The 19,148-nt window shown below is 59.8% G+C and carries 22 protein-coding genes; 16 read left to right on the top strand and 6 right to left on the bottom strand.

The window, feature by feature from the left end; all coding sequences use genetic code 11:
* Positions 1–40: 40 nt before the first annotated feature.
* The 5 genes from TQ39_RS03965 to TQ39_RS03945 all read right to left on the bottom strand — a co-directional run bounded on the left by TQ39_RS03965 (position 41) and on the right by TQ39_RS03945 (position 5,099).
* Positions 41–1,789, bottom strand: a complete 1,749-nt coding sequence (locus TQ39_RS03965; protein WP_050004640.1) for an NADH-dependent [FeFe] hydrogenase, group A6 — start codon at positions 1,787–1,789, stop codon at positions 41–43.
* Positions 1,790–1,807: 18 nt separating this feature from the next.
* Positions 1,808–3,601, bottom strand: coding sequence for an NADH-quinone oxidoreductase subunit NuoF (gene nuoF / locus TQ39_RS03960; protein ID WP_050004639.1), 1,794 nt, complete (start codon positions 3,599–3,601; stop codon positions 1,808–1,810).
* Positions 3,602–3,613: 12 nt separating this feature from the next.
* Entirely contained in the window at positions 3,614–3,982 is a 369-nt protein-coding gene (locus tag TQ39_RS03955) for a (2Fe-2S) ferredoxin domain-containing protein (protein WP_009321795.1), read from the bottom strand.
* Complete coding sequence (locus tag TQ39_RS03950) at positions 3,979–4,536, bottom strand: ATP-binding protein (protein WP_050004638.1); 558 nt, start codon at positions 4,534–4,536, stop codon at positions 3,979–3,981. The genes TQ39_RS03955 and TQ39_RS03950 overlap by 4 nt, the downstream gene beginning before the upstream one ends.
* Positions 4,537–4,610: 74 nt before the next feature.
* Positions 4,611–5,099 carry an NADH-quinone oxidoreductase subunit NuoE family protein gene (locus TQ39_RS03945; protein WP_009321797.1) on the bottom strand — a complete coding sequence of 163 codons (489 nt, stop codon included), beginning with the start codon at positions 5,097–5,099 and terminating at the stop codon, positions 4,611–4,613.
* Positions 5,100–5,392: 293 nt separating this feature from the next.
* Here TQ39_RS03945 and TQ39_RS03940 point away from each other — a divergent pair, with 293 nt between their 5' ends.
* The 8 genes from TQ39_RS03940 to TQ39_RS03905 all read left to right on the top strand — a co-directional run bounded on the left by TQ39_RS03940 (position 5,393) and on the right by TQ39_RS03905 (position 10,067).
* Positions 5,393–5,740, top strand: a complete 348-nt coding sequence (locus TQ39_RS03940; protein WP_009321798.1) for a DRTGG domain-containing protein — start codon at positions 5,393–5,395, stop codon at positions 5,738–5,740.
* Entirely contained in the window at positions 5,740–6,162 is a 423-nt protein-coding gene (locus TQ39_RS03935) for an ATP-binding protein (protein ID WP_208489942.1), read from the top strand. The genes TQ39_RS03940 and TQ39_RS03935 overlap by 1 nt, the downstream gene beginning before the upstream one ends.
* A 193-nt stretch (positions 6,163–6,355) precedes the next feature.
* Positions 6,356–6,871 carry a DUF3592 domain-containing protein gene (locus TQ39_RS03930; protein WP_050004636.1) on the top strand — a complete coding sequence of 172 codons (516 nt, stop codon included), beginning with the start codon at positions 6,356–6,358 and terminating at the stop codon, positions 6,869–6,871.
* Positions 6,872–6,920: 49 nt separating this feature from the next.
* The gene (locus tag TQ39_RS03925) at positions 6,921–8,195 is read left to right on the top strand and encodes a [Fe-Fe] hydrogenase large subunit C-terminal domain-containing protein (protein ID WP_009321801.1); all 1,275 of its coding nucleotides are present in this window, start codon (positions 6,921–6,923) and stop codon (positions 8,193–8,195) included.
* Between the two features lie 4 nt (positions 8,196–8,199).
* The gene (locus TQ39_RS03920; protein ID WP_009321802.1) at positions 8,200–8,529 is read left to right on the top strand and encodes a hypothetical protein; all 330 of its coding nucleotides are present in this window, start codon (positions 8,200–8,202) and stop codon (positions 8,527–8,529) included.
* A gap of 17 nt (positions 8,530–8,546) precedes the next feature.
* Positions 8,547–8,732 carry a hypothetical protein gene (locus tag TQ39_RS03915; protein ID WP_050004635.1) on the top strand — a complete coding sequence of 62 codons (186 nt, stop codon included), beginning with the start codon at positions 8,547–8,549 and terminating at the stop codon, positions 8,730–8,732.
* A gap of 44 nt (positions 8,733–8,776) precedes the next feature.
* The gene (locus TQ39_RS03910; RefSeq protein ID WP_050004634.1) at positions 8,777–9,463 is read left to right on the top strand and encodes a PHP domain-containing protein; all 687 of its coding nucleotides are present in this window, start codon (positions 8,777–8,779) and stop codon (positions 9,461–9,463) included.
* A gap of 97 nt (positions 9,464–9,560) precedes the next feature.
* Positions 9,561–10,067 carry a hypothetical protein gene (locus TQ39_RS03905; RefSeq protein WP_050004633.1) on the top strand — a complete coding sequence of 169 codons (507 nt, stop codon included), beginning with the start codon at positions 9,561–9,563 and terminating at the stop codon, positions 10,065–10,067.
* Between the two features lie 262 nt (positions 10,068–10,329).
* On the opposite strand, the gene TQ39_RS03900 is transcribed toward TQ39_RS03905, so the two are convergent.
* Positions 10,330–10,602: a hypothetical protein gene (locus TQ39_RS03900; protein WP_133303692.1), complete on the bottom strand. Its 273-nt coding sequence runs from the start codon at positions 10,600–10,602 to the stop codon at positions 10,330–10,332.
* Between the two features lie 287 nt (positions 10,603–10,889).
* Here TQ39_RS03900 and TQ39_RS03895 point away from each other — a divergent pair, with 287 nt between their 5' ends.
* The 8 genes from TQ39_RS03895 (at position 10,890) to TQ39_RS03860 (ending at position 19,146) form a co-directional block, all read left to right on the top strand.
* Complete coding sequence (locus tag TQ39_RS03895; RefSeq protein WP_050004631.1) at positions 10,890–13,250, top strand: alpha-galactosidase; 2,361 nt, start codon at positions 10,890–10,892, stop codon at positions 13,248–13,250.
* Positions 13,247–13,690, top strand: a complete 444-nt coding sequence (locus tag TQ39_RS03890) for a YaiI/YqxD family protein (protein WP_050004630.1) — start codon at positions 13,247–13,249, stop codon at positions 13,688–13,690. The genes TQ39_RS03895 and TQ39_RS03890 overlap by 4 nt, the downstream gene beginning before the upstream one ends.
* Positions 13,687–14,127: a DUF3783 domain-containing protein gene (locus TQ39_RS03885; protein WP_050004629.1), complete on the top strand. Its 441-nt coding sequence runs from the start codon at positions 13,687–13,689 to the stop codon at positions 14,125–14,127. Before TQ39_RS03890 ends, TQ39_RS03885 begins: the two co-directional genes overlap by 4 nt.
* A 1-nt stretch (position 14,128) precedes the next feature.
* Complete coding sequence (locus tag TQ39_RS03880) at positions 14,129–14,533, top strand: hypothetical protein (RefSeq protein ID WP_050004628.1); 405 nt, start codon at positions 14,129–14,131, stop codon at positions 14,531–14,533.
* A 54-nt stretch (positions 14,534–14,587) separates the two neighbouring features.
* Positions 14,588–15,133, top strand: coding sequence for a hypothetical protein (locus TQ39_RS03875; RefSeq protein WP_050004627.1), 546 nt, complete (start codon positions 14,588–14,590; stop codon positions 15,131–15,133).
* Positions 15,130–16,476 (top strand): DUF6056 family protein, encoded by a 1,347-nt coding sequence (locus TQ39_RS03870; protein ID WP_050004626.1) that lies wholly within the window; start codon positions 15,130–15,132, stop codon positions 16,474–16,476. The genes TQ39_RS03875 and TQ39_RS03870 overlap by 4 nt, the downstream gene beginning before the upstream one ends.
* Before the next feature lie 507 nt (positions 16,477–16,983).
* On the top strand, positions 16,984–18,180 hold the full coding sequence (locus tag TQ39_RS03865) for an ABC transporter substrate-binding protein (protein WP_050004625.1): 1,197 nt from the start codon (positions 16,984–16,986) through the stop codon (positions 18,178–18,180).
* Between the two features lie 93 nt (positions 18,181–18,273).
* Positions 18,274–19,146, top strand: a complete 873-nt coding sequence (locus TQ39_RS03860; protein WP_009321813.1) for a branched-chain amino acid ABC transporter permease — start codon at positions 18,274–18,276, stop codon at positions 19,144–19,146.
* Positions 19,147–19,148 lie beyond the last annotated feature (2 nt).

The raw sequence follows: 19,148 nt of genomic DNA, 5'->3' as shown, positions 1-19,148 counted from the left end.
ACACCCGCGCGGAAATTTCCACGCGGGCGCAGGCGTTTGCTTAATACAATTTTTCGCGTGCTACATAGGAGGTGTGGAGGATATGATGCGCCTTGTGGCCGCCCGGCTCGCCCAGATATTCGGCGTACACTTTCTTGAGCAGCGGGTTCTCGTGGCTCTTGCGGATGGCCTTCGCGTCATCCTCGCCGTACAGGGCTGCGGCGCGCAGGGCCTTCAGGTCCGTAAAGTTGCGCACACTGGCCGGCTGCGTGGGCTGGCCGCCGCCGTTTACACAGCCGCCCGGGCATGCCATGAATTCGATGAAGTCGTAGTGCTTCTCGCCGCTCTGCACAGCCTTCAGCACTGCGTCGCAGTTGGTGAGGCCGCTGGCCACGCACACGTTCAGGTGCAGGCCACCCACATCGTAGCTGGCCTCCTTGATGCCGTCGGTGCCGCGCACGTCGTGAAATTCCACTTTCTCCAGCGTCTCGCCCGTCACAAGCTCCACAGCCGTGCGCAGGGCCGCTTCCATCACGCCGCCGGTAGCGCCGAAGATGGTGGCCGCACCGGTGCTCTCGCCCAGCGCCGGGTCGAAATCCTCGTCGGGCAGCTCGGTAAACTTGATGCCCGCGCGCTCGATCATACGGCCCAGTTCACGGGTGGTGATGGAGATATCCACGTCGGGGATATTGTCGCCCGCTGCGCTCATGTCGTCGCGGCCGATCTCGAACTTCTTCGCGGTGCAGGGCATTACGGACACACACACGATGTCGTGGGGGTCCAGGCCCATCTTTTCGGCATAGTAGGTCTTGGTCAGCGCGCCGAACATCTGCTGCGGAGATTTGCAGCTGGACAGGTTGGGAATCATGTCCGGATAATAGGTTTCGCAGAATTTTACCCAGCCCGGGCTGCAGCTTGTGATCAGGGGCAGTGTGCCGCCGTTTTTCACGCGCTGAACAAACTCGGTGGCCTCCTCCATGATGGTGAAGTCGGCCGCGGTGTCGGTGTCGAACACGCCGTCAAAGCCCAGGCGGCGCAGCGCGGCGACCATTTTGCCCTCCACGTTGGTGCCGATGGGCATGCCGAAGCATTCGCCCAAGGTGGCGCGCACGCTGGGCGCGGGCTGCACCACAACATGCTTGGACGGGTCGCGCAGCGCGGCCCACACCTTGGCGGTGTCGTCTTTTTCCGTCAGCGCGCCGGTGGGACACACGGTGATGCACTGGCCGCAGGAAACGCAGGGGGAATCGCCCAAAGGCGCTTCAAACGCGCAGCCGATGTGCGTGGAGAAGCCGCGCTCGTTGGCGCCGATCACACCCACGGCCTGGTTGGCCTTGCAGGCGGCCACACAGCGGCGGCACAGGATGCACTTATTGTCGTCGCGCACCATATGCGGCGCGGAATCGTCGATGGTATAGCGCTCGCGGCTGCCGATGAAGCGCATGCCGTTGACGCCGTAGTCGCGGCAGAGCTTCTGCAGCTCACAGTCGGTGCTGCGCACGCAGGACAGACAGTTCTGGTCGTGGGTGGAAAGCAGCAGCTCCAGGTTCGTCTTGCGGGACGCCTGCACTTTTTCGCTGTTTGTCACGATCTCCATGCCTTCATTGACGGGGTACACACACGCGGTGACCAGGCTGCGCGCGCCTTTGACCTCCACAACGCAGATACGGCACGCACCGATCTCGTTGATCTCTTTCAGATAGCACAGGGTCGGAATCTCAATGCCCACGCTGTGGGCCGCTTCCAGGATAGTAGAGCCGGCAGCGACTTCGTAGGGCACGTTATTGATCTTGATATGTACGGTTTCCATTCGTTGTCACTCCCTCTCTTAACCTTTGCTGATGGCGCCGAATTTGCACTTCTCGATGCAGGCGCCGCACTTAACACACTTGGCGGTATCGATGGTATGCGGCTGGCGCACGGTGCCGCTGATGGCGCCGGCCGGGCAGGTGCGCGCGCACAGCGTGCAGCCCTTGCACTTGACGGGGTCGATCTTGTAGTTCAGCAGCGCCTTGCACACGCCCGCCGGGCAGCGCTTGTTGACGATGTGCTCCACATATTCGTCGCGGAAGTAGCGCAGTGTGGAGAGGACGGGGTTCGGGGCTGTCTGGCCCAGGCCGCACAGGCTGTTGGATTTGATGAATTCGGCCAGCTCTGTGATCTTGTCCAGATCCTCCATGGTGCCCTTGCCGTCCGTGATCTTGTTCAGCAGCTCCAGCAGACGCTTGGTGCCCACGCGGCACGGCGTGCACTTGCCGCAGCTTTCGTCTACGGTGAATTCCAGGAAGAACTTGGCGATATCCACCATGCAGGTGTCCTCGTCCATGACGATGAGGCCGCCAGAGCCCATCATGCTGCCGATGGCAAGCAGGTTGTCGTAGTCGATGGGTGTGTCGATGAGACTGGCCGGGATGCAGCCGCCGGAGGGGCCGCCCGTCTGCGCGGCTTTGAACTTTTTGCCGCCCGGGATGCCGCCGCCGATCTCCTCGACGATGGTGCGCAGCGTGGTGCCCATGGGAATCTCTACAAGGCCGGTATTCTTGATCTTGCCGCCCAGCGCGAACACCTTGGTGCCCTTGCTCTTCTCGGTGCCCATGCTGGCGAACCAGTCCGCGCCCTTCAGGATGATCTGCGGCACGTTGGCATAGGTCTCCACGTTGTTCAGGATGGTGGGCTTGCCGAACAGGCCCTTGACGGCCGGGAACGGGGGACGGGGACGCGGCTCGCCGCGCTTGCCCTCGATGGAGGTCATCAAAGCGGTCTCCTCGCCGCACACAAAGGCGCCGGCGCCCAGCTTGATGTCCAGGTCAAAGCAGAAATCGGTGCCAAAGATGTTGTTGCCCAGCAGGCCGTATTCGCGCGCCTGGTCGATGGCGACCTGCAGACGGTGCACGGCGATGGGGTACTCGGCGCGGATGTACACATAACCCTGCGAGGCGCCGATGGCATAGCCCGCGATGGCCATGGCTTCGATGACAACGTGGGGGTCGCCCTCCAGCACGCTGCGGTCCATAAATGCGCCGGGGTCGCCCTCGTCGGCGTTGCAGCATACATATTTCTGCACATTGCCGCGGTTGCCCGAGGCAAGCTGCCATTTGCGGCCGGTGGGGAAACCTGCGCCGCCGCGGCCGCGCAGGCCGGAGTCCAGGATCGTCTGGATGACGTCGTCCGGCGTCATTTCAGTGAGCACCTTGCCCAGCGCCTGATAGCCGTCGAAGGCGATGTATTCGTCGATGTTCTCGGGGTTGATAACGCCGCAGTTGCGCAGCGCGATGCGCTTCTGCTTTTTGTAGAACGCGGTGTCGTCCAGGCTTTTGACGGTGTTGTCCTCAGCGACAGTCTCGTCGTACAGGAGGCGTGTGACGGGGCGGCCCTTCAGCAGGTGCTCGTCCACGATTTCCTTGACGTCCTCTTCCTTGACCATGCTGTAAAAGCTGCCCTCGGGATAGATGACGACGATGGGGCCCAGCGCGCACAGGCCGAAGCAGCCCGTGCGGATGACCTTGACTTCATTTTCCAGGCCGGTGGCAAGAATCTCGTCCTCGAAGGCCTTCGCGATCTTATCGCTGCCGGAGGAGGTGCAGCCGGTGCCGCCGCAGACCATTACATGGCTTCTAAACATTGCTTCTCCTCCTTACCGTACGTTGCCGATGGTGTACTCGGTGACGGGATGCCCGCCCACAAGATGCTCGGACACGACGCGCGCGACTTTCTCGGGCGTCATTTTTACATAGGTGACCTTTTCCTGGCCGGGGCAGGTGATCTCCACCACCGGCTCGTACTGGCAGATGCCGATGCAGCCCGTCTGGGTGACGAGCACGCCGTGCAGGTCGCGCCGGGCGACCTCTTCGGTAAAGGCGTTCAGCACAGGGCGCGCGCCTGCGGCGATGCCGCAGGTGGCCATGCCGACCACGACGCGCGTGGAATCGTGCGCCGCTTCCCGCGTATTCACGGTCTGTTTCATCTTGTCGCGGATGGCGGCAAGTTCTTCTAAGCTTTTCATACAGCGTTCTCCTTTTGTAAAAGTTGTTCGGTGTTCTCGGCAAGATATTCCCGCAGCCAAAGCGCTACGGACGGCTCGCTCAGGGGCACGCCGTCCAGCACCGCACGCAGCTCGCGCGTGTCTGCGGCGAACTGCTCGCCGTCGGCCTGCACGGTGTACACAAAGTCGATGTCCGGGCTGCACTGGATGAGCCCCGCCACCGTGGCGGACATATCGCCCAACGGAGCAAGGTCGATGTGGCCCAGTGTGAACCAGGCCGTTACACAGGTACCTTTTCCAACTGTGCTTTCGATGGAAAGCGCGCCTCCCGTCATCTCGGCCGCCATTTTCAAAAGCGGCAGGCCCAGCCCGACCTTGCGCGTTTTGCGCGTGGTGCAGAACGGGTCTGTCACACGGGCCGCCATCTCCGGCGGCATACCCTTGCCGTTGTCCGTGATGGCCAGCGTCATGCGTTTTGCTGCGGTATCAATGGAAAGCGTGATGGCGACCAGCGTAGCCCCGGCTGCGACGGAATTTTCCGCCACGTCCAGAACGTTCATTGAAAGTTCCTGCATATCGGCGCCCGCCTTTCGTGTCCGGTGTGGTGCGGTAAATGGTGTGCTTACCTCATCCTAACATAAGTATAAGCTCAATATTTTGCCAGGATCTCGTCGAGTTCGTCGCCCGTCAGGCGGCCGTATACATCGTCGTTGATCGTCATGACAGGGGCCAGGCCGCACGCGCCGATGCAGCGGCATGCGTCCAGGCTGAACTTGCCGTCTTCCGTGCATTCGCCGCCCGAAATATGCAGTTTTTCCTGCAGCTTCTCGTAGATCTTGCCGCTGCCCTTTACATAGCACGCCGTGCCCAGGCAAACGCTGATTTTGTATTCACCCTTCGGACAAAGGCTGAACTGCGAATAAAACGTGGAAATTCCATAAATTTCCGCCAGAGGTTTGCCCAGCGTATTGGCCACGATACGCTGCACCTCGATGGGTAGATACCCATAGATCTCCTGAGCCTTCTGCAGCGCCGGCATGGCCACGCCGGGCGTCGCTTTGTGCTCCTCGAGCCAGGCCACCAGTTCGGCTTCCTGCTCTTTTGTGCCCTTGAAGGGCACAGTGGAAAAGCGCCTCATATATAGTCCTCCCGTTTGTAAGTTGGGCCAGGTACGGGCAAACAAACCGTGCTTTGGCCCAGTTGTATTTGATTATAACAGAAATTTGTTAAAAAAACGACAAGTTAGCGGCTGCTACTTTATAGCACAGATGTAGAATTTATGCGTAAAAAACTGTGCAGAAACACAACGGCAAAGCGGCCCGGCGCGCTTGTTTTCGGAACGGGTTTCCCGTATACTTAAGGTGAGCCCCTGTCACCGGGGCTGCTTATGCCGCCGCGCAGCCGCGCGGGCAGAAATGGAGTGGAAGCGCAATGACCATCAAGCAAGTAATGGAAACGCTGGACGCCGAGCTGCTGACGCCGGAGGCGGACCTCACCCGTGAGGTGCACGCGGCCTGCGGCAGCGACATGATGAGCGACGTGCTGGCCTATGTGAAAGACCAGGCCGTGCTTGTCACAGGCCTGAACAACCCGCAGGTGGTGCGCACCGCGGACATGATGGACATGATCTGCATCGTGTTTGTGCGCGGCAAAAAGCCGGACGGCGCCATCCTGCAGCTGGCGGTGGACCGGGGCATCGCCGTGTTGGCTACAAAGCTGCCCATGTTCGCGGCGTGCGGCCTGCTGTACGAAAAAGGGCTGCGCGGGGGGATGGCGTGATGGACGCGATCCGCCTGCATTATACCGTGCCCGGGGACGATTTCACCCGTGCGGGGGAGGCCAGCGCCGATTTGAAGGCACGGCTGAAGAAACTGGGGATCCCTGCGGACGCTGTGCGTAAGGTTGCCATCGCACTGTATGAGGGAGAGATCAACCTGGCCATCCACGCGGGCGGCGGCGAGATCGACGTGGCCGTTACCGATGAGAGAGTGGATATGACGCTGACGGATCAGGGCCCAGGCATCCCGGACATTGCCCTGGCCATGAGCGAAGGGTGGAGCACCGCGCCCGACGAGGTGCGAAGCCTCGGCTTCGGCGCGGGCATGGGCCTGCCCAATATGAAAAAATATTCAGATGAATTTGACATCCAGTCCACCGTAGGCGTGGGCACCACGGTGAAGATGCTTGTGAACATCGACTGAGGGACGTTTTTCGTTGCGGGGTGAAACGCAGCCGTGTCTCCAGGCGTTATTCTGTGTGTGGGGCTGCGGTGCTGCCGGCCGCTGCTGCGGGAGCAGCCGTGCCTTGATGCGGCGCTCTGTGCGAAGACGCGGGAAAGAAACGTTTCAAAGCGGACGGCCGTATGATACGGCCCGGCCGAAAGGAGGATGCCTTATGTTGTGGATCATGGTATTGGGAGCCGCGTGCGTTGTACTTGGCATATTCAATGCCGTCTGGGGCTTTGTGGAGGCGCTGATGCTTCGCCGCGCCCGCCGGGCGCCGGCCAAAGCGGAGGGCGTGGTGTGCGGCCTTGTGCGCCACCGCCTGCCGATGCGTTATGAAAAGCAGGGCGATGTTCCCAAAGTGGCGTACCAGTACTGGGGCCGCACTACAGCCAACGGTGCACATGGCTTTCTCAGTATCCCGCAGGCGATGACGCAGTGGAACTGGTACCCCTGCGTCCGGTTCACCGTGAACGGCGGGGAGACTGAATGGATCGCCACCGGAGGCAGCCGGGAAGGAGCGTGGCGCATCGGCCAGCGTGTGCAGGTGCTGTATGACCCTGCGCGCCCCGGCGAATATGCGCTGGACGGAGACGCCGCTCCGATGCACGCTGTGCGTGCCGATTTCATATGGGCTGTGGTGCTTACCGCGGCAGGCGCCGCGCTGCTGGCGTTGTATTTTATTTGAGGCCCGCCGCCGCGCGCGGCGGAGCATCTGAGGAAAGGAGGCGGCATGCTTGGAAAAATTCATTCACTCGGTCACCCTGGACAAGGACCTGTGCAAAGGGTGCATCAACTGCATCAAGCGCTGCCCCACCGAGGCCATCCGCGTGCGCGACGGCAAGGCGCATATCCTGGCCGAGCGCTGCATCGACTGCGGCGAGTGCATCCGCATCTGTCCGCATCATGCAAAGAAGCCGCTGTATGACCCGTTGACGATTTTGGATGATTTCAAATATACAATTGCTTTACCTCCACCGAGTTTATACGGACAGTATAACAATTTGGAGGAGCAGGATGTGGTGCTGGCAGCACTTTTGGATATGGGCTTCGACGATGTGTACGAGGTGGCAAAGGCCGCGGAGCTTGTCAGCGACGCCACACGACGCATTCTGCAGACAGGCAGCATCGAACGGCCTGTGATCAGTTCGGCCTGTCCGGCGGTGACGCGGCTCATCCGCGTGCGCTTTCCACAGCTCATCGACCATGTGCTGCCGCTGGTCGCGCCCATCGAGCTGGCCGCGCGCCTGGCCAAAAAAGAGGCCGTGCGCAGAACCGGCCTGCCGAAGGAGGACATTGGCTGCATTTTCATCACGCCGTGCCCGGCCAAGGTGACGGCCATCCATTCGCCCATCGGCTCGTCCCGCAGCGAGGTGGATGGCGCGGTGGCCATCAAGGAGGTGTACCCGCGTCTGCTGGCGTCCATGAAGCGTATCTCGCAGATGGATTATCTGGCCAGCGCCGGACGCATCGGCCTGGGTTGGGCCGAGAGCGGCGGCGAGGCCGCGGGCCTGATCTCCACCGACAGCTATCTTGCGGCGGACGGCATCGAGAACGTCATCCGCGTGCTGGAGGACCTGGAGGATGAAAAATACCGGGACCTGGACTTTGTAGAGCTGGACGCCTGTGCGGGCGGCTGCGTGGGCGGCGTGCTGCAGGTGGAAAACCCGTACATTGCAAAAGCGAAGATCAAACGCCTGCGGCGTTACGTGCCTGTGAGCAAGAACCATCTTTCGGGCAGCATTCCCACGGAGATGCTGTGGGACACAGACCTTACCTATGCTCCCGTACTGGAGCTGGGCGGTACGCGTACCGAACGGTTTGAGCGCTACAACCAGATGGAGGAGATCCTGGCCGAGCTGCCGGGGCTGGACTGCGGCAGCTGCGGGGCGCCCACCTGTGCCGCGCTGGCCGAGGACGTAGTGCGGGGCAAGGCTGCCGTAAACGACTGCACTGTTTTGATGCGCCGCCGCATGGAGGCCGTGCTCAAGGCGCTGGGAAAAGGGGAGTGACGGGATGACGACAAAAGAGCTTTCCGCTGCGTGCGGCTTCGCGCCCGCTGTGGAGGCAGAGACGCGGGAGATCGCGGGCATTTTTACGGGCGACCTGCTGAGCTGGGCGATGGGCCGGGCCAAGGAAGGCGACGCTTGGTTCACGGTGATGGGCAATGTAAATGCGGTTGCCGTGGCTGCCCTGGCGGACTGCGCCTGCATCGTTCTATGCCATGGCGCGGCGCTGGACGCGGTGGCGAAAACGCGGGCGGAAGAACAGGGAATCAATATTTTCACCACAGATCTGCCCGAGTTTGAGGCCGGCTTTGCGCTGGCCAGGGCAATGAAGCTGTGAAGAAAGAAGGAAAAAGCATGCGCTCGGTCAAAGTGATGCTGCTGGGCATCGGTCTCATCCTGGTGGGGATATTTTTCCGCCTTTGGAGCATCAGCTATGTATACAGTGAATTTGTCGTCCATCATCTGCCCATTGCGGCAGTGGCGGCCGGCGTGATCGCACTGGCGGCGGGAATGTTTTTCGTGGAGGACGGAGAAGGCTGACAGCGCTTTTACTCCGACTGTGAAAGAAAGCGGGGGATGGGGTTTTGCTGTATGACCTGCATATGCATTCCTGTCTTTCGCCCTGCGCCGAGGACGATATGACGCCCGCGAACATCGCCGGGCTGGCCAAGCTGGCGGGCGCGGAGCTGATTGCTGTGACAGACCACAACGCCGCGGACAATCTGCCGGCGGTACAGTGCTGCTGCAACGCATACGGCCTGCGCCTGCTGCCGGGCGTCGAGGTAAATACCGCCGAAGAAATTCATGTTTTGTGTTACTTCAAAACCGTGGATACAGCGCTGGAATTCGGCCGCTTGCTGTATGCCGCGCTGCCGGAGTTCCCGTATGATCCCGCCGTATGGGGCCGTCAGCTGGTGATGGATGAAAACGACGAAGTGCTGCGCACTGTGGACAAACTGCTGACGGGCGCGGTGTCGATGGATATTTACGAGGTAAAGGCCGCCTGCGAGGCACTTGGGGGCGTTGCTGTGCCCGCGCATGTGGAAAAGGACAGCTACGCGCTGCTTTCAGTACTTGGTTTTTTGCCGGAGGATCTGCCCTTTGCAGCCGTTGAGCTGCACGACGCTTCCCGTTTGGGCGGCCTGGTGGAGAAAGGGCTGCTGCCCGCTGGGCTGGAGGTGCTGTCCTCGTCGGACGCGCACCGCATGGAGGATGTGGCGTGCAGCCTGCATGCGCTGGCGGCGGATTCTGTGCTGCGCAGGCTGCTGTAACGTGGGATTTGACACCTGTCCCGATGGAATGGAATAGGGATTTGCTTGTATTTGAAATGCTTTTGCCGTACCTTAAAAGGGGTAGGGAGGCGGTAAAATGAAGCCTGCACAGAAACTGAAGGGCGCGCGGCTGGAGGCGGGCCAGACACAGGAAAGAGACGACGCGTCTTTGCTGGCGCACCGGGAGGAAAGCAAGGATGCGGTGAAAAGCCGCCGGGCGTTTTTACGGTTTGTTTTGGTTACGGTGTATCTTGTGGTCTGGGGGGTGTCTGTTCTTGCGTTTTGGATGGGCGGCAGAACGGATGCAATGGGGTACTCGCTGGTGGTGTTTTATGCCGTTCTCCCGTTGAGCACGCTGGTGCTGTCCTTTTTCATCGGATGCGGCCGGGCGTGGGACGGCTGCAAACGGACAATGCTGTTCTTTTTTGGAGCGATGAGCATGCTGGGGCCTTATGTGACGTTCAGCCTGAGCAATATGGCCTCGTTTCAAAAATTCAATCTGCCGGAGCTGTCCGCCTTTCTGCCCGGATTGCTGTGCGCGGTTGCCGGTATGGCGGTGGGTGCGGCAGTGCGGGCTGCCAAAAGGAAACGGGCAAAGCGGTAGAGCCGCCGTGCCCGCGTTATCCGGGCATGAAAAAACCGCAGCGCCAACAGGCGCTGCGGCTCCATGTTTTGTTGTGTTCTCAATGCAACTTACGTTTTTGGAAGCATTTGGGGTATACACCCCGCTTTAAAACTGCATGGGTCTTGGTTCCTTTCCCGTATTTCCGAAACACAGGCTTCTGTATCTCTTACTTTTGAAAAAGTTCCCGAGAACACTTGCTTAGTGCATTGGTTCCAATACCTTTCGTCGTATTTATTTTGTTTTACCAGATCGTTTGCTTGGTTGAAACCGTATTCCTTGGAAAGAATTCGCTTTGCTTCCGGAATGCCGTCTTTTTAAAAGGCGCCTTTCGTAGGATCATTGCTGTTTCTTTTGCCGGGATCTCAAAACCTGCATAGAGCTCTTTCTTTACAAAGCCGCTTTGCGCAAAGCCACTGGCTGTGCTTTTTATCCGTGCAAGGCGCATATCCTCTTGAGACGAAACCTTGCTAAAAACGTTTGGCTGCCGCATCTCCTGCGGTTTCTCGTCCCGCAACACCGGGCACCAAACTGCATCTAATCGAATCTGACTTTAGCGGTTCGTCCGAGTTACACGCCCTGCACCGACTGCACGGGTTCTTCAGTCGAGTACATGGGACTCACTCCTTTCCTTCTGTCTTTATTATAACCGCTTGCACCGTGTTTTTCTATTGGCAAAGTGCATGGAGTTTTGTGCTGCTTTATTGACAAATCGCTCAAAATAGACATTGACGAAGGCAAAGAAAACCAGCATAATAGATAATAAGAAAGAAAAGAAACAAAATAAACGGCGGAGGCGGGAAGATGATCACAGTAAACGGGGACTGGTTCGCGCTGGAAACGGCCAACACGGGCTATTATCTGGGCGTGCGCGGTGGCCTTGTGGAAAACCTGCATTACGGCGCGCGGGTACGCGTGGAAAATTCCGTGCCCCTGCGGGAAAAAACGGATATCGGATATGGTGGCGACGTGGTGTACCGGGCTGAGAGCGCACCGCTTTCGCTGGAGCATCTGTGTCTGGAGCTGTCGCCGCTGCAAAAGGGAGATTATCGTGCCCAGAGCCTTTCGCTCGTGATGCCGGGCGGCGCGCGTACGGCGGATTTTTCCTTTGTATGCGCCCGCAGGCTGGAGGGAAGTGTCCCGCCGGAGGGCATGCCTGCGGCCCGGGGCGGAGCAGAGACGCTGGCGCTGGACTTTTCCACGCCGGAGGGCGTGGCTGTCACGTTGTTTTATACCGTGTACCCGGACTGCGACGTCATCACGCGGCGCCTTTGTATAAAAAACGGCGCAGACGCGCCTGTCACGCTGGAAAAGGCGCTCAGCTATCAGCTGGACCTGCCCGGCTGCGATTATGTGCTCTCCACATTTCCGGGCGCGTGGGCGCGGGAGCGCCACGAAGCGTGCGTTCCGCTTACGCCCGGAGCGCATGTGTTCGGCAGCACCACCGGTGCGTCGTCGGCATTTTGCAACCCGTTTTTCATGCTGTGCGCGCCGGACGCGACGGAATTCAACGGCGACGCATATGGCTTCAACCTTGTTTATTCCGGGAGCCATATGGGCTGTGTGGAGGTGAGCCCCTGGGGGAAAACGCGCGTGGCCGCGGGCATTCAGCCCGAAGGCTTTGCATGGACGCTGGCGCCCGGTGAACGGTTTGAAACGCCCGAAGCCGTGCTCACCTTCAGCCGGGCGGGCAAAAACGGCATGAGCGCAAACCTGCATGCTTTTGTGCAGGAGCACATCGTGCGCGGCAAATGGGCAAAAAAAGACCGCCCCGTGCTGCTGAACAACTGGGAGGCCACCTATTTCGATTTTAACGAGCGCAAACTGCTCTCACTGGCAAAGGACGCGGCGAAGCTGGGGGCGGAGCTGTTCGTGCTGGACGACGGATGGTTTGGCGCACGGGACAATGACGCAAAGGGCCTGGGCGATTACACCGTCAACCGCAAAAAGCTGCCCGGCGGCCTTGCAGGCCTGGCGGAAAAGGTACACGCTCTGGGGCTGCTGTTTGGTTTGTGGTTCGAGCCGGAGATGGTGAACGCAGATTCCGGCCTGTTCCGCGCCCATCCGGACTGGATCGTCCAAACGCCGGGCAATGTTCCCGCCACGGGCCGCAACCAGTATGTGCTGGATCTGTGCCGCGCCGAGGTGCAGGACTATATCATTGCGAACGTGAACGCCACGCTGGCAAGCGCGCCCATCGACTATGTCAAATGGGATATGAACCGTCATATCTCTGACAATTACAGCCCCGCTCTGGCGGAGCAGGGACGCTTTTCCCACAGCTATATCCTGGGGCTTTACCGCGTGCTGCAAAGCATCGTGGAGCAAAACCCGGATGCGCTGTTCGAGGGCTGCTCCTCGGGCGGCAACCGGTTCGATCTGGGCATCCTGTGTTATATGCCGCAGATCTGGACCAGCGACGATACAGACGCTTACGAGCGGCAGCTCATTCAGGCGGGCACCAGTTATGGCTACCCACCCAGCGTGATGGGCTGTCATGTCTCGGCTTCGCCCAACCACCAGACGGCGCGCACCAGCCCCATCGAGAGCCGGTTTAATGTGGCGGCTTTCGGTGTGCTGGGCTATGAGCTGGATCTTGGCCGGCTCACACCGGCCGAGCAGAAGGCCGTGGCGGCGCAGATCGCTTATTATAAGGCGCACCGCCGCCTGTTCCAGTACGGCCGTTTTTTGCGGCTGTGCCCGCCGTTCGGAAAAAACAAATGCGAGTGGATGATGCTTGCGCCGGATGGAAGCGAGGCCGTGGTGGGCGAGTACCTGCGTCTGCTGCGGCCCAACGCGGAAAAGCCGCCCCTGCGGCTGGCAGGCCTTGCGCAGGATGCTCTGTACGAACTGGAGGTTCGGCCGCAGGTCGTCGACGTGCGTACCTTCGGCAGCCTTATCAACCAGATACTGCCCGTGAAGGTGAATGCGGGCGGCCATTTGATGCACGCGGTGGCCGACCGCTACATGATGCCCTGCGAGACGGAACGCTATGCTGCTTACGGCGATCTGCTCATGTACGCGGGCATCCGGCAGAAGCAGGCGTTCACCGGCACGGGCTACAATGAAAACGTGCGCCTGATGCCGGATTTCTCATCCCGCGTTTATTATTTGCGCCGGGTGGACGCCGCGCTGCGGACGAACGGGGAGGAGGGCGCGCTGTGACGGTGCTGGTGGATGCGGACGCCTGCCCGGTGAAGCGGATCATCGTGGAGGAGGCCAGGCGGCGCGGCGTGCCGGTGACCATGCTCACCGACACGAGCCATGTGCTGCGCGAGGATTACGCCGCTGTGGTCACGGTGGAAAAAGGCCGGGACAGCGTGGACTTCAAGCTTGTAACGCTGTGCGGGGCCGGGGATGTGGTGGTAACGCAGGACTACGGCGTGGCGGCCATGGCTCTGGGCCGCGGCGCGCGATGCTTGAATCAGAACGGCCTTCTTTATACAAACGGTAATATAGAACAACTGTTATACACACGGCATGAAAACGGAAAAGCGCGGCGGCGCGGGCATTATACGCCCGTGCCAAAGCGTACGCTGGCCGACGACGAAGCTTTCCGCCGCGCGTTGAGCGCAATGCTGGACGAAGGGAAGAAAAACGAATGAAAGCACACATCAACCAACAGGCGGCCCGGCCGCTGGCGCTGCTGTACGGTCTGCCCGAATCCACGGAAACGGGCCGGGGCGTGCGCGCGGCGTTGGAGGAACAGGGCTTTTCATCCAAGGAGATCGCGCCGGAGCAGCTGCTCCAGCCGGTGGGCGCTTTGGCGGGCCTGGGCGGGAAAGCCGCTCCGCTTTACAGTGGGGAAGCGCCGGATGCGCAGCTCCTTCTCATGAGCAATTTTACCAGCCCTCAGCTCAATGCGGTGCTGGACGCACTGCGGGAAGCGGGCGTGCACGTTCCGCTGAAAGCCGTTGTGACGAAGCACAACAAGACATGGAGCGTGCTGGCACTGCTGGAAGAGCTGCAGCGCGAGCGCGAAGCCACGCGCCGTTTTGAAAACGCACCCCCGCAGGGGCGGCAACAGGAAGGGGAAATATAGTATGGATTTTGCACCCATCATCGCCGATGTGAAGGCCGCGAAGTGCGCGGGCTTCCGGTACCAGCGCGCCGGGCACCAGCGCTACCGCGACCGCGTCACGGTATACCGGGACGGCCGCCTGCTGTTCGAGCGCTTCTGTTATGGCGAAGCAGCGGGCCTGGTGTTCAAGCTGTGGGCGCCGGGCGCGGACGATACCGGCGTGCCTCAATGGGATTTTTCAAAATGCAATGTCACCAACGCCCGGGACGAGGTGCCGCACCAGCTGACGGGCGCGGGGCAGGGGGGGCTTGTGTTTGACGGCAGGCCCGCGCGCTGGGAGTGTGTGGACAAGCTGAAAAACGATAAGGCCAACGGCTATGGCGGCCCGGTGAATTTCTTCAAAAATCTGTTCGGCGGCCGGAAATAGAGCGGCGGCGCGGCTGGATGGCCGCATCCATACTGTGAAAAAAGGAGTGTCCCGATGGACGGGAACGCGCAAAAGGAAACATGCCGTGCGCCTGCGCCGGGCCCCGACGGCTTTGTACCCGCACGCCCGCGTGTGGTTCTGGCACTGGCTGTTCTGGTGCTGGCGGGCATGGCGGGCTTTTGTCTGGCGCTGTACCATTCGCTGACGGCGGTGAGGCCGGTGGACCCGGCGGATTATCCAGGCGCGGCGCCGGAGGGGTTCCGCTGGGAAGCGGCGGTGTCGCGGGAGGATGGCCGCGCCGTGTTCACAGGCTGGGCCTGTGTGGAGGGAGAGCCGTTTCCAGATGTGGATATCCGTGTGGTACTGTATCATGCGGAAGACGGCGCTTATTACAGTATTCCCACGCAGATGACGCCGGATGAAGCGGCCACCGCGGCAGTGGCGGACGGGCGCGGCTATGCCCTGGGCGGTTTCACGGCGGTCGTTCCGGAAAAGGTGCTGGCACATCCGCTTGCGGAATATGAGATCTGTATCGCCTACCGCGTCGGCGGCTTTGACTTTTTGGCCTCCACGGGCAAAACAGCGGAGGTGACGGGATGAACATGCTTCGGCGGTCGGTGGGCCGCGCTGTGCGCAGCCGAATCGTTCCGTATGTGGCGCTGTATGCGGTATTGCTGGCACTGCACCTGCAATTTACGCTGGGCACCGGTGACGATCCTATGTATGCCGCCATGCTGGACCAATACTCGCTGGCGTATTTTTCGCTGTGGCATTACTATACCTGGTCGGCCCGGACGCTGATCGAGGCGGTGGTGTGCATCGTGGAGGCGCTGCCCGCAATAGTGTGGCGCCTGGCGGACCCTCTGTGCATCACGCTGTGCGCCGCGTGCATCGTGCGCCTTGCGCGGTTGGAAGACCGCCCTGCGGGCCGCTGGGCCGTTTGCGGGCTGACGCTGTGCTATCCGTGGCAGGATATGAGCAGCGCAGGCTGGGTGTGTACCACGCTGGTGTTCGTGTGGCCTTTGCTGGCGGCATTGGCGGCGCTGCTGCCGCTGGGGAAATCTCTGCGGGGAAACAGGCCGCGGGCATGGCAGTGTGCCGCGGCGCTGCCGCTTACCCTGTACGCCGCCAACATGGAGCTGCTGGCGGGTCTGCTGACGCTTCTGCTGCTGGCATACCTGGCCTGGTGCCTGTGGGCGCATCGGCGGCCCCATTGGCTGGCGTGGGCGCAGCTTGGGCTGTGCGCGGCCAATATCGTTTATGCACTCACCTGTCCGGGCACAGCGCTGCGGTACGGCAATGAGGTGACATCCTGGTTTCAGGATTACGGCATGCGTTCCCTGTGGCAGAATTTTGAGCTGGGGATCTCTGCTGCCATGTCCCGGATGGTGCTGGAGCCGCATCTTCTGTTCTTTGTATTCTTCGTGCTTCTGGCGTGCGCCGTCTGGGCACGGTACCGCCAGCCGCTTTACCGGCTGTTCAGCCTGTTCCCGGTAAGTGCCGCGCTGGTGCTGGGTGTGCTGGGCGGGCCGCTGCGTGCGCTGGCGCCGCGTCTATCGTTTTTTGCCGATGCGGTGACGGAAAAGGGGACGCTCACACCGCTCAACGCGTGGACGCTGAAACGCTGGCTGCCGTTTTTACTGTTGTGCGCTGTGCTGTTCGCCTGCGCGCTGGAGCTGTACCTGGCGCTGGGGCATGGGGCGGCGGCTTACGCGGGCGTTGCGGTCTATCTGTCGGGGTTCGCGTCTTACGGCGCCATGGGCTTTTCGCCGTCCATCTGGGCGTCGGGCGCGCGTTCGGGTTTCTTCTTTGCCTTCGCTTTGGTGGCCGCGGGCGCGCTGGTGCTGCGCGCGCTGCCGGAGAAACGGATGCCGTGGCGGGTGTTCGGTTGTACGGCAGCCGTGTGCGCGCTGGCGCAATGTCTCTCGCTCCTCGGGGCATAGGGCTGTTTTTGGGGGGAGGAACGACCGATTTTTGATGCTGAAAATATTTAAGCCGGGCCGTAAAAACGGCCCGGTTTTTTTGAGGGATGGAAAAGACTCCCCGCATCAGGAAAGGAGCGGACGTTTCTGAAAATATTGCGGCACTGCATACAGAACCACTCTCGTTTCTTGGAATCTGGTTCGCGGCGTGCTTCCCAAAAGCGGGTGATAAGTTTGATAATTTTGTAACCATTTGAAATATTATTTGGCGATATGCAAACCTTTTCATACTTAGTTTTGGTCGAATTTCCGAAAAAAACAGAAGAGTATTGACACATGTGAAAAATCAAGTATAAAATATGCTCAGAATTTAAGTGAGTTTTGCCATTATGTTTGCGCATACTGCTTGGATTTTTTTAATTTTAAATTCTGCAAACGATTGCAGAAAATAGGAAACGGGTGGAAACCCTTTTGAACCAGCCATTATTGCGGTTCCGCAATAAATAATTTTAAAAGGAGAATAGCACCATGAAAAAGTTCCTTGCAATTACTCTTGCGCTCGTTATGACTTTTGCAATGGTCGCCTGCGGCGGCACCTCCAGCAGTACCCCTGCCAGCACCCCGGCGTCCGGTACCGGCGCGGCCGAACCCGCTGCGGAGGGCGGAGAGATCGTAATCGGCTGCCTGCAGGATATCACCGGCGCCACTTCGGCGCTCGGCATGTCCGTTCAGGCAGGCGCCCAGGCAGCTGTTGACGAGATTAACGCTGCAGGCGGTATTGGCGGCAAGACGGTCGTGATGAAGACCTATGACACCAAAGGCGACGTGACGGAAGCGGTCAACGCATACATCACCGCCGTCACGGTGGACAACGTTTCGTTAATCGTCGGTCCCCCGGTCGCCAACATCGCCAATGCCATCAAGGAGACCTCTGAGGATTATGACGTCCCCGTTATGGGCTTTGCACTTGACCCCAACTGCCAGTTGAAAGAGGACGGAACCCCCTATAAGAATATGTTCTGCTTCCAGCCCAGTGCCACGACCCAGGGCCAGATCATGGCTTCTTTCGCCGTGAAAAATGACCTGAAGACTTTCGGCATCATTTACAATCAGGAAAACAGCTATTCCGTGTCTCTGCTGGATCCGTTTATTGAACAGCTCGCCGCCGACGGCATCACGGTCGATGACAGCCTTGTCGTGGCCTACGGCGCCGCTGACACCGATTACAAAACTCTGCTGCAGCCCATTGTATCGGCGGGAGTGGACGCGATCTACTGCCCGAACTATACCCAGCAGCTGGTGGCCATCGTGACGGCTGCGACAGAACTGGGCTATGAAGGCAAAATTGTTTGCGGCCTTGATGCGGCACCCTCTTTTAACACCACGTACGGTGGAGACTGTTCCAATATCTATTACATCAACAACATCAATACCGATGACCCCACTACGGCTGAGATGGCTGCGGCCGTAGAGGATAAGGTGAGCGCTGTCAACAAGTATTTCCTGGGCTATGACGTTGTGATGATCGCCAAACAGTGCATCGAAGAAGCAGGCTTGGATGACGCGGCGGCTCTGCTGTCTGCAATTGAGAATGTGAAGGATTTCAAGGGCCTGACGGGTACCGTTACCATCGACCCCGAGACCCACATGCCCGACGGCATGGGTATGTTTATGTACACCTATGACAACCAGACTCCGGTCATGCTGGAGGAATTTGCCGGCTGATCGGGTGTTCCGGATCGGTCTTGACGGAACGGGCCCTCATTGCGGAATCCCCTGCGATGGGGCCCGTTCCATGTTTTTGGGGGAGGCTACTACATGTCGCTGCAGATTTTGATTAACGGCCTGGCGACGGGCTCTGTCTATGCGCTGATTGCTACCGGTTTTGCGCTCATCTTTAATGTTTTGAAATTTTCCAACTTTTCACACGGCGCGACCATGACGGCCGCAGCGTTCGTTGCCTATTTTCTGGTATCATCCAAGGGGATGGGACTCACCGCTACCCTGGTTGCCGCTGCGGCCGCGGGCGCCGTCATTGCGCTCTTCGGCGAATTTTTCGGGTTCCGCCGTATCACTTTGAACCATTCTTCTCCTACTTATTTTTTTGTGTCCTCCATTACGCTGGGCACGCTCTATGAGGGCCTTGTGACCATCAAGGTGGGTTCAAACTTTTACAACTTTCCGGGCTTTTTCAAAAATTCCACCATCAAGGTGGGCAGCCTGGTCATCTCTGCCAGCGATGCCATGATGTGCATCATCAGCTTGGCGGCGCTGGTCATCCTTGGCTATGTGATTCAGAAAACACGTCTGGGCCGCGCACTGCGCGCTGTTTCTTTCGACCGGGACACGGCTCAGCTTATGGGGATCGATTCGACCCGGATCATCCAGCTCACATTTGTCATCTCCGGCTTGTTGGCCGGTGTGGCAGGCGTGTTCCTGGGCATCAAATATACATTGTATCCCACGCTGGGAAGCCTGGTCGTCAAGGGCTTCATCGCCTCGGTCATCGGTGGTCTGGGCAGCCTGACGGGCGCCATCATCGGCGCGGTGCTGCTGGGCCTTACTGAGACAATACTTTTGAGTATGTTGGGATCGGGCTATTCCACGATTGCAACATTCGCCATCATGCTTGTGTTTCTGCTGGTGCGGCCTCAGGGCATCGCAGGCAGCAACATCCAGGAAAAGGCGTAAGG

It is taken from the genome of Ruthenibacterium lactatiformans, assembly GCF_000949455.1.
In the GTDB taxonomy this organism is placed as follows: Bacteria; Bacillota; Clostridia; order Oscillospirales; family Ruminococcaceae; genus Ruthenibacterium; species Ruthenibacterium lactatiformans.
This window is presented reverse-complemented; position numbering and strand designations above follow the sequence as displayed.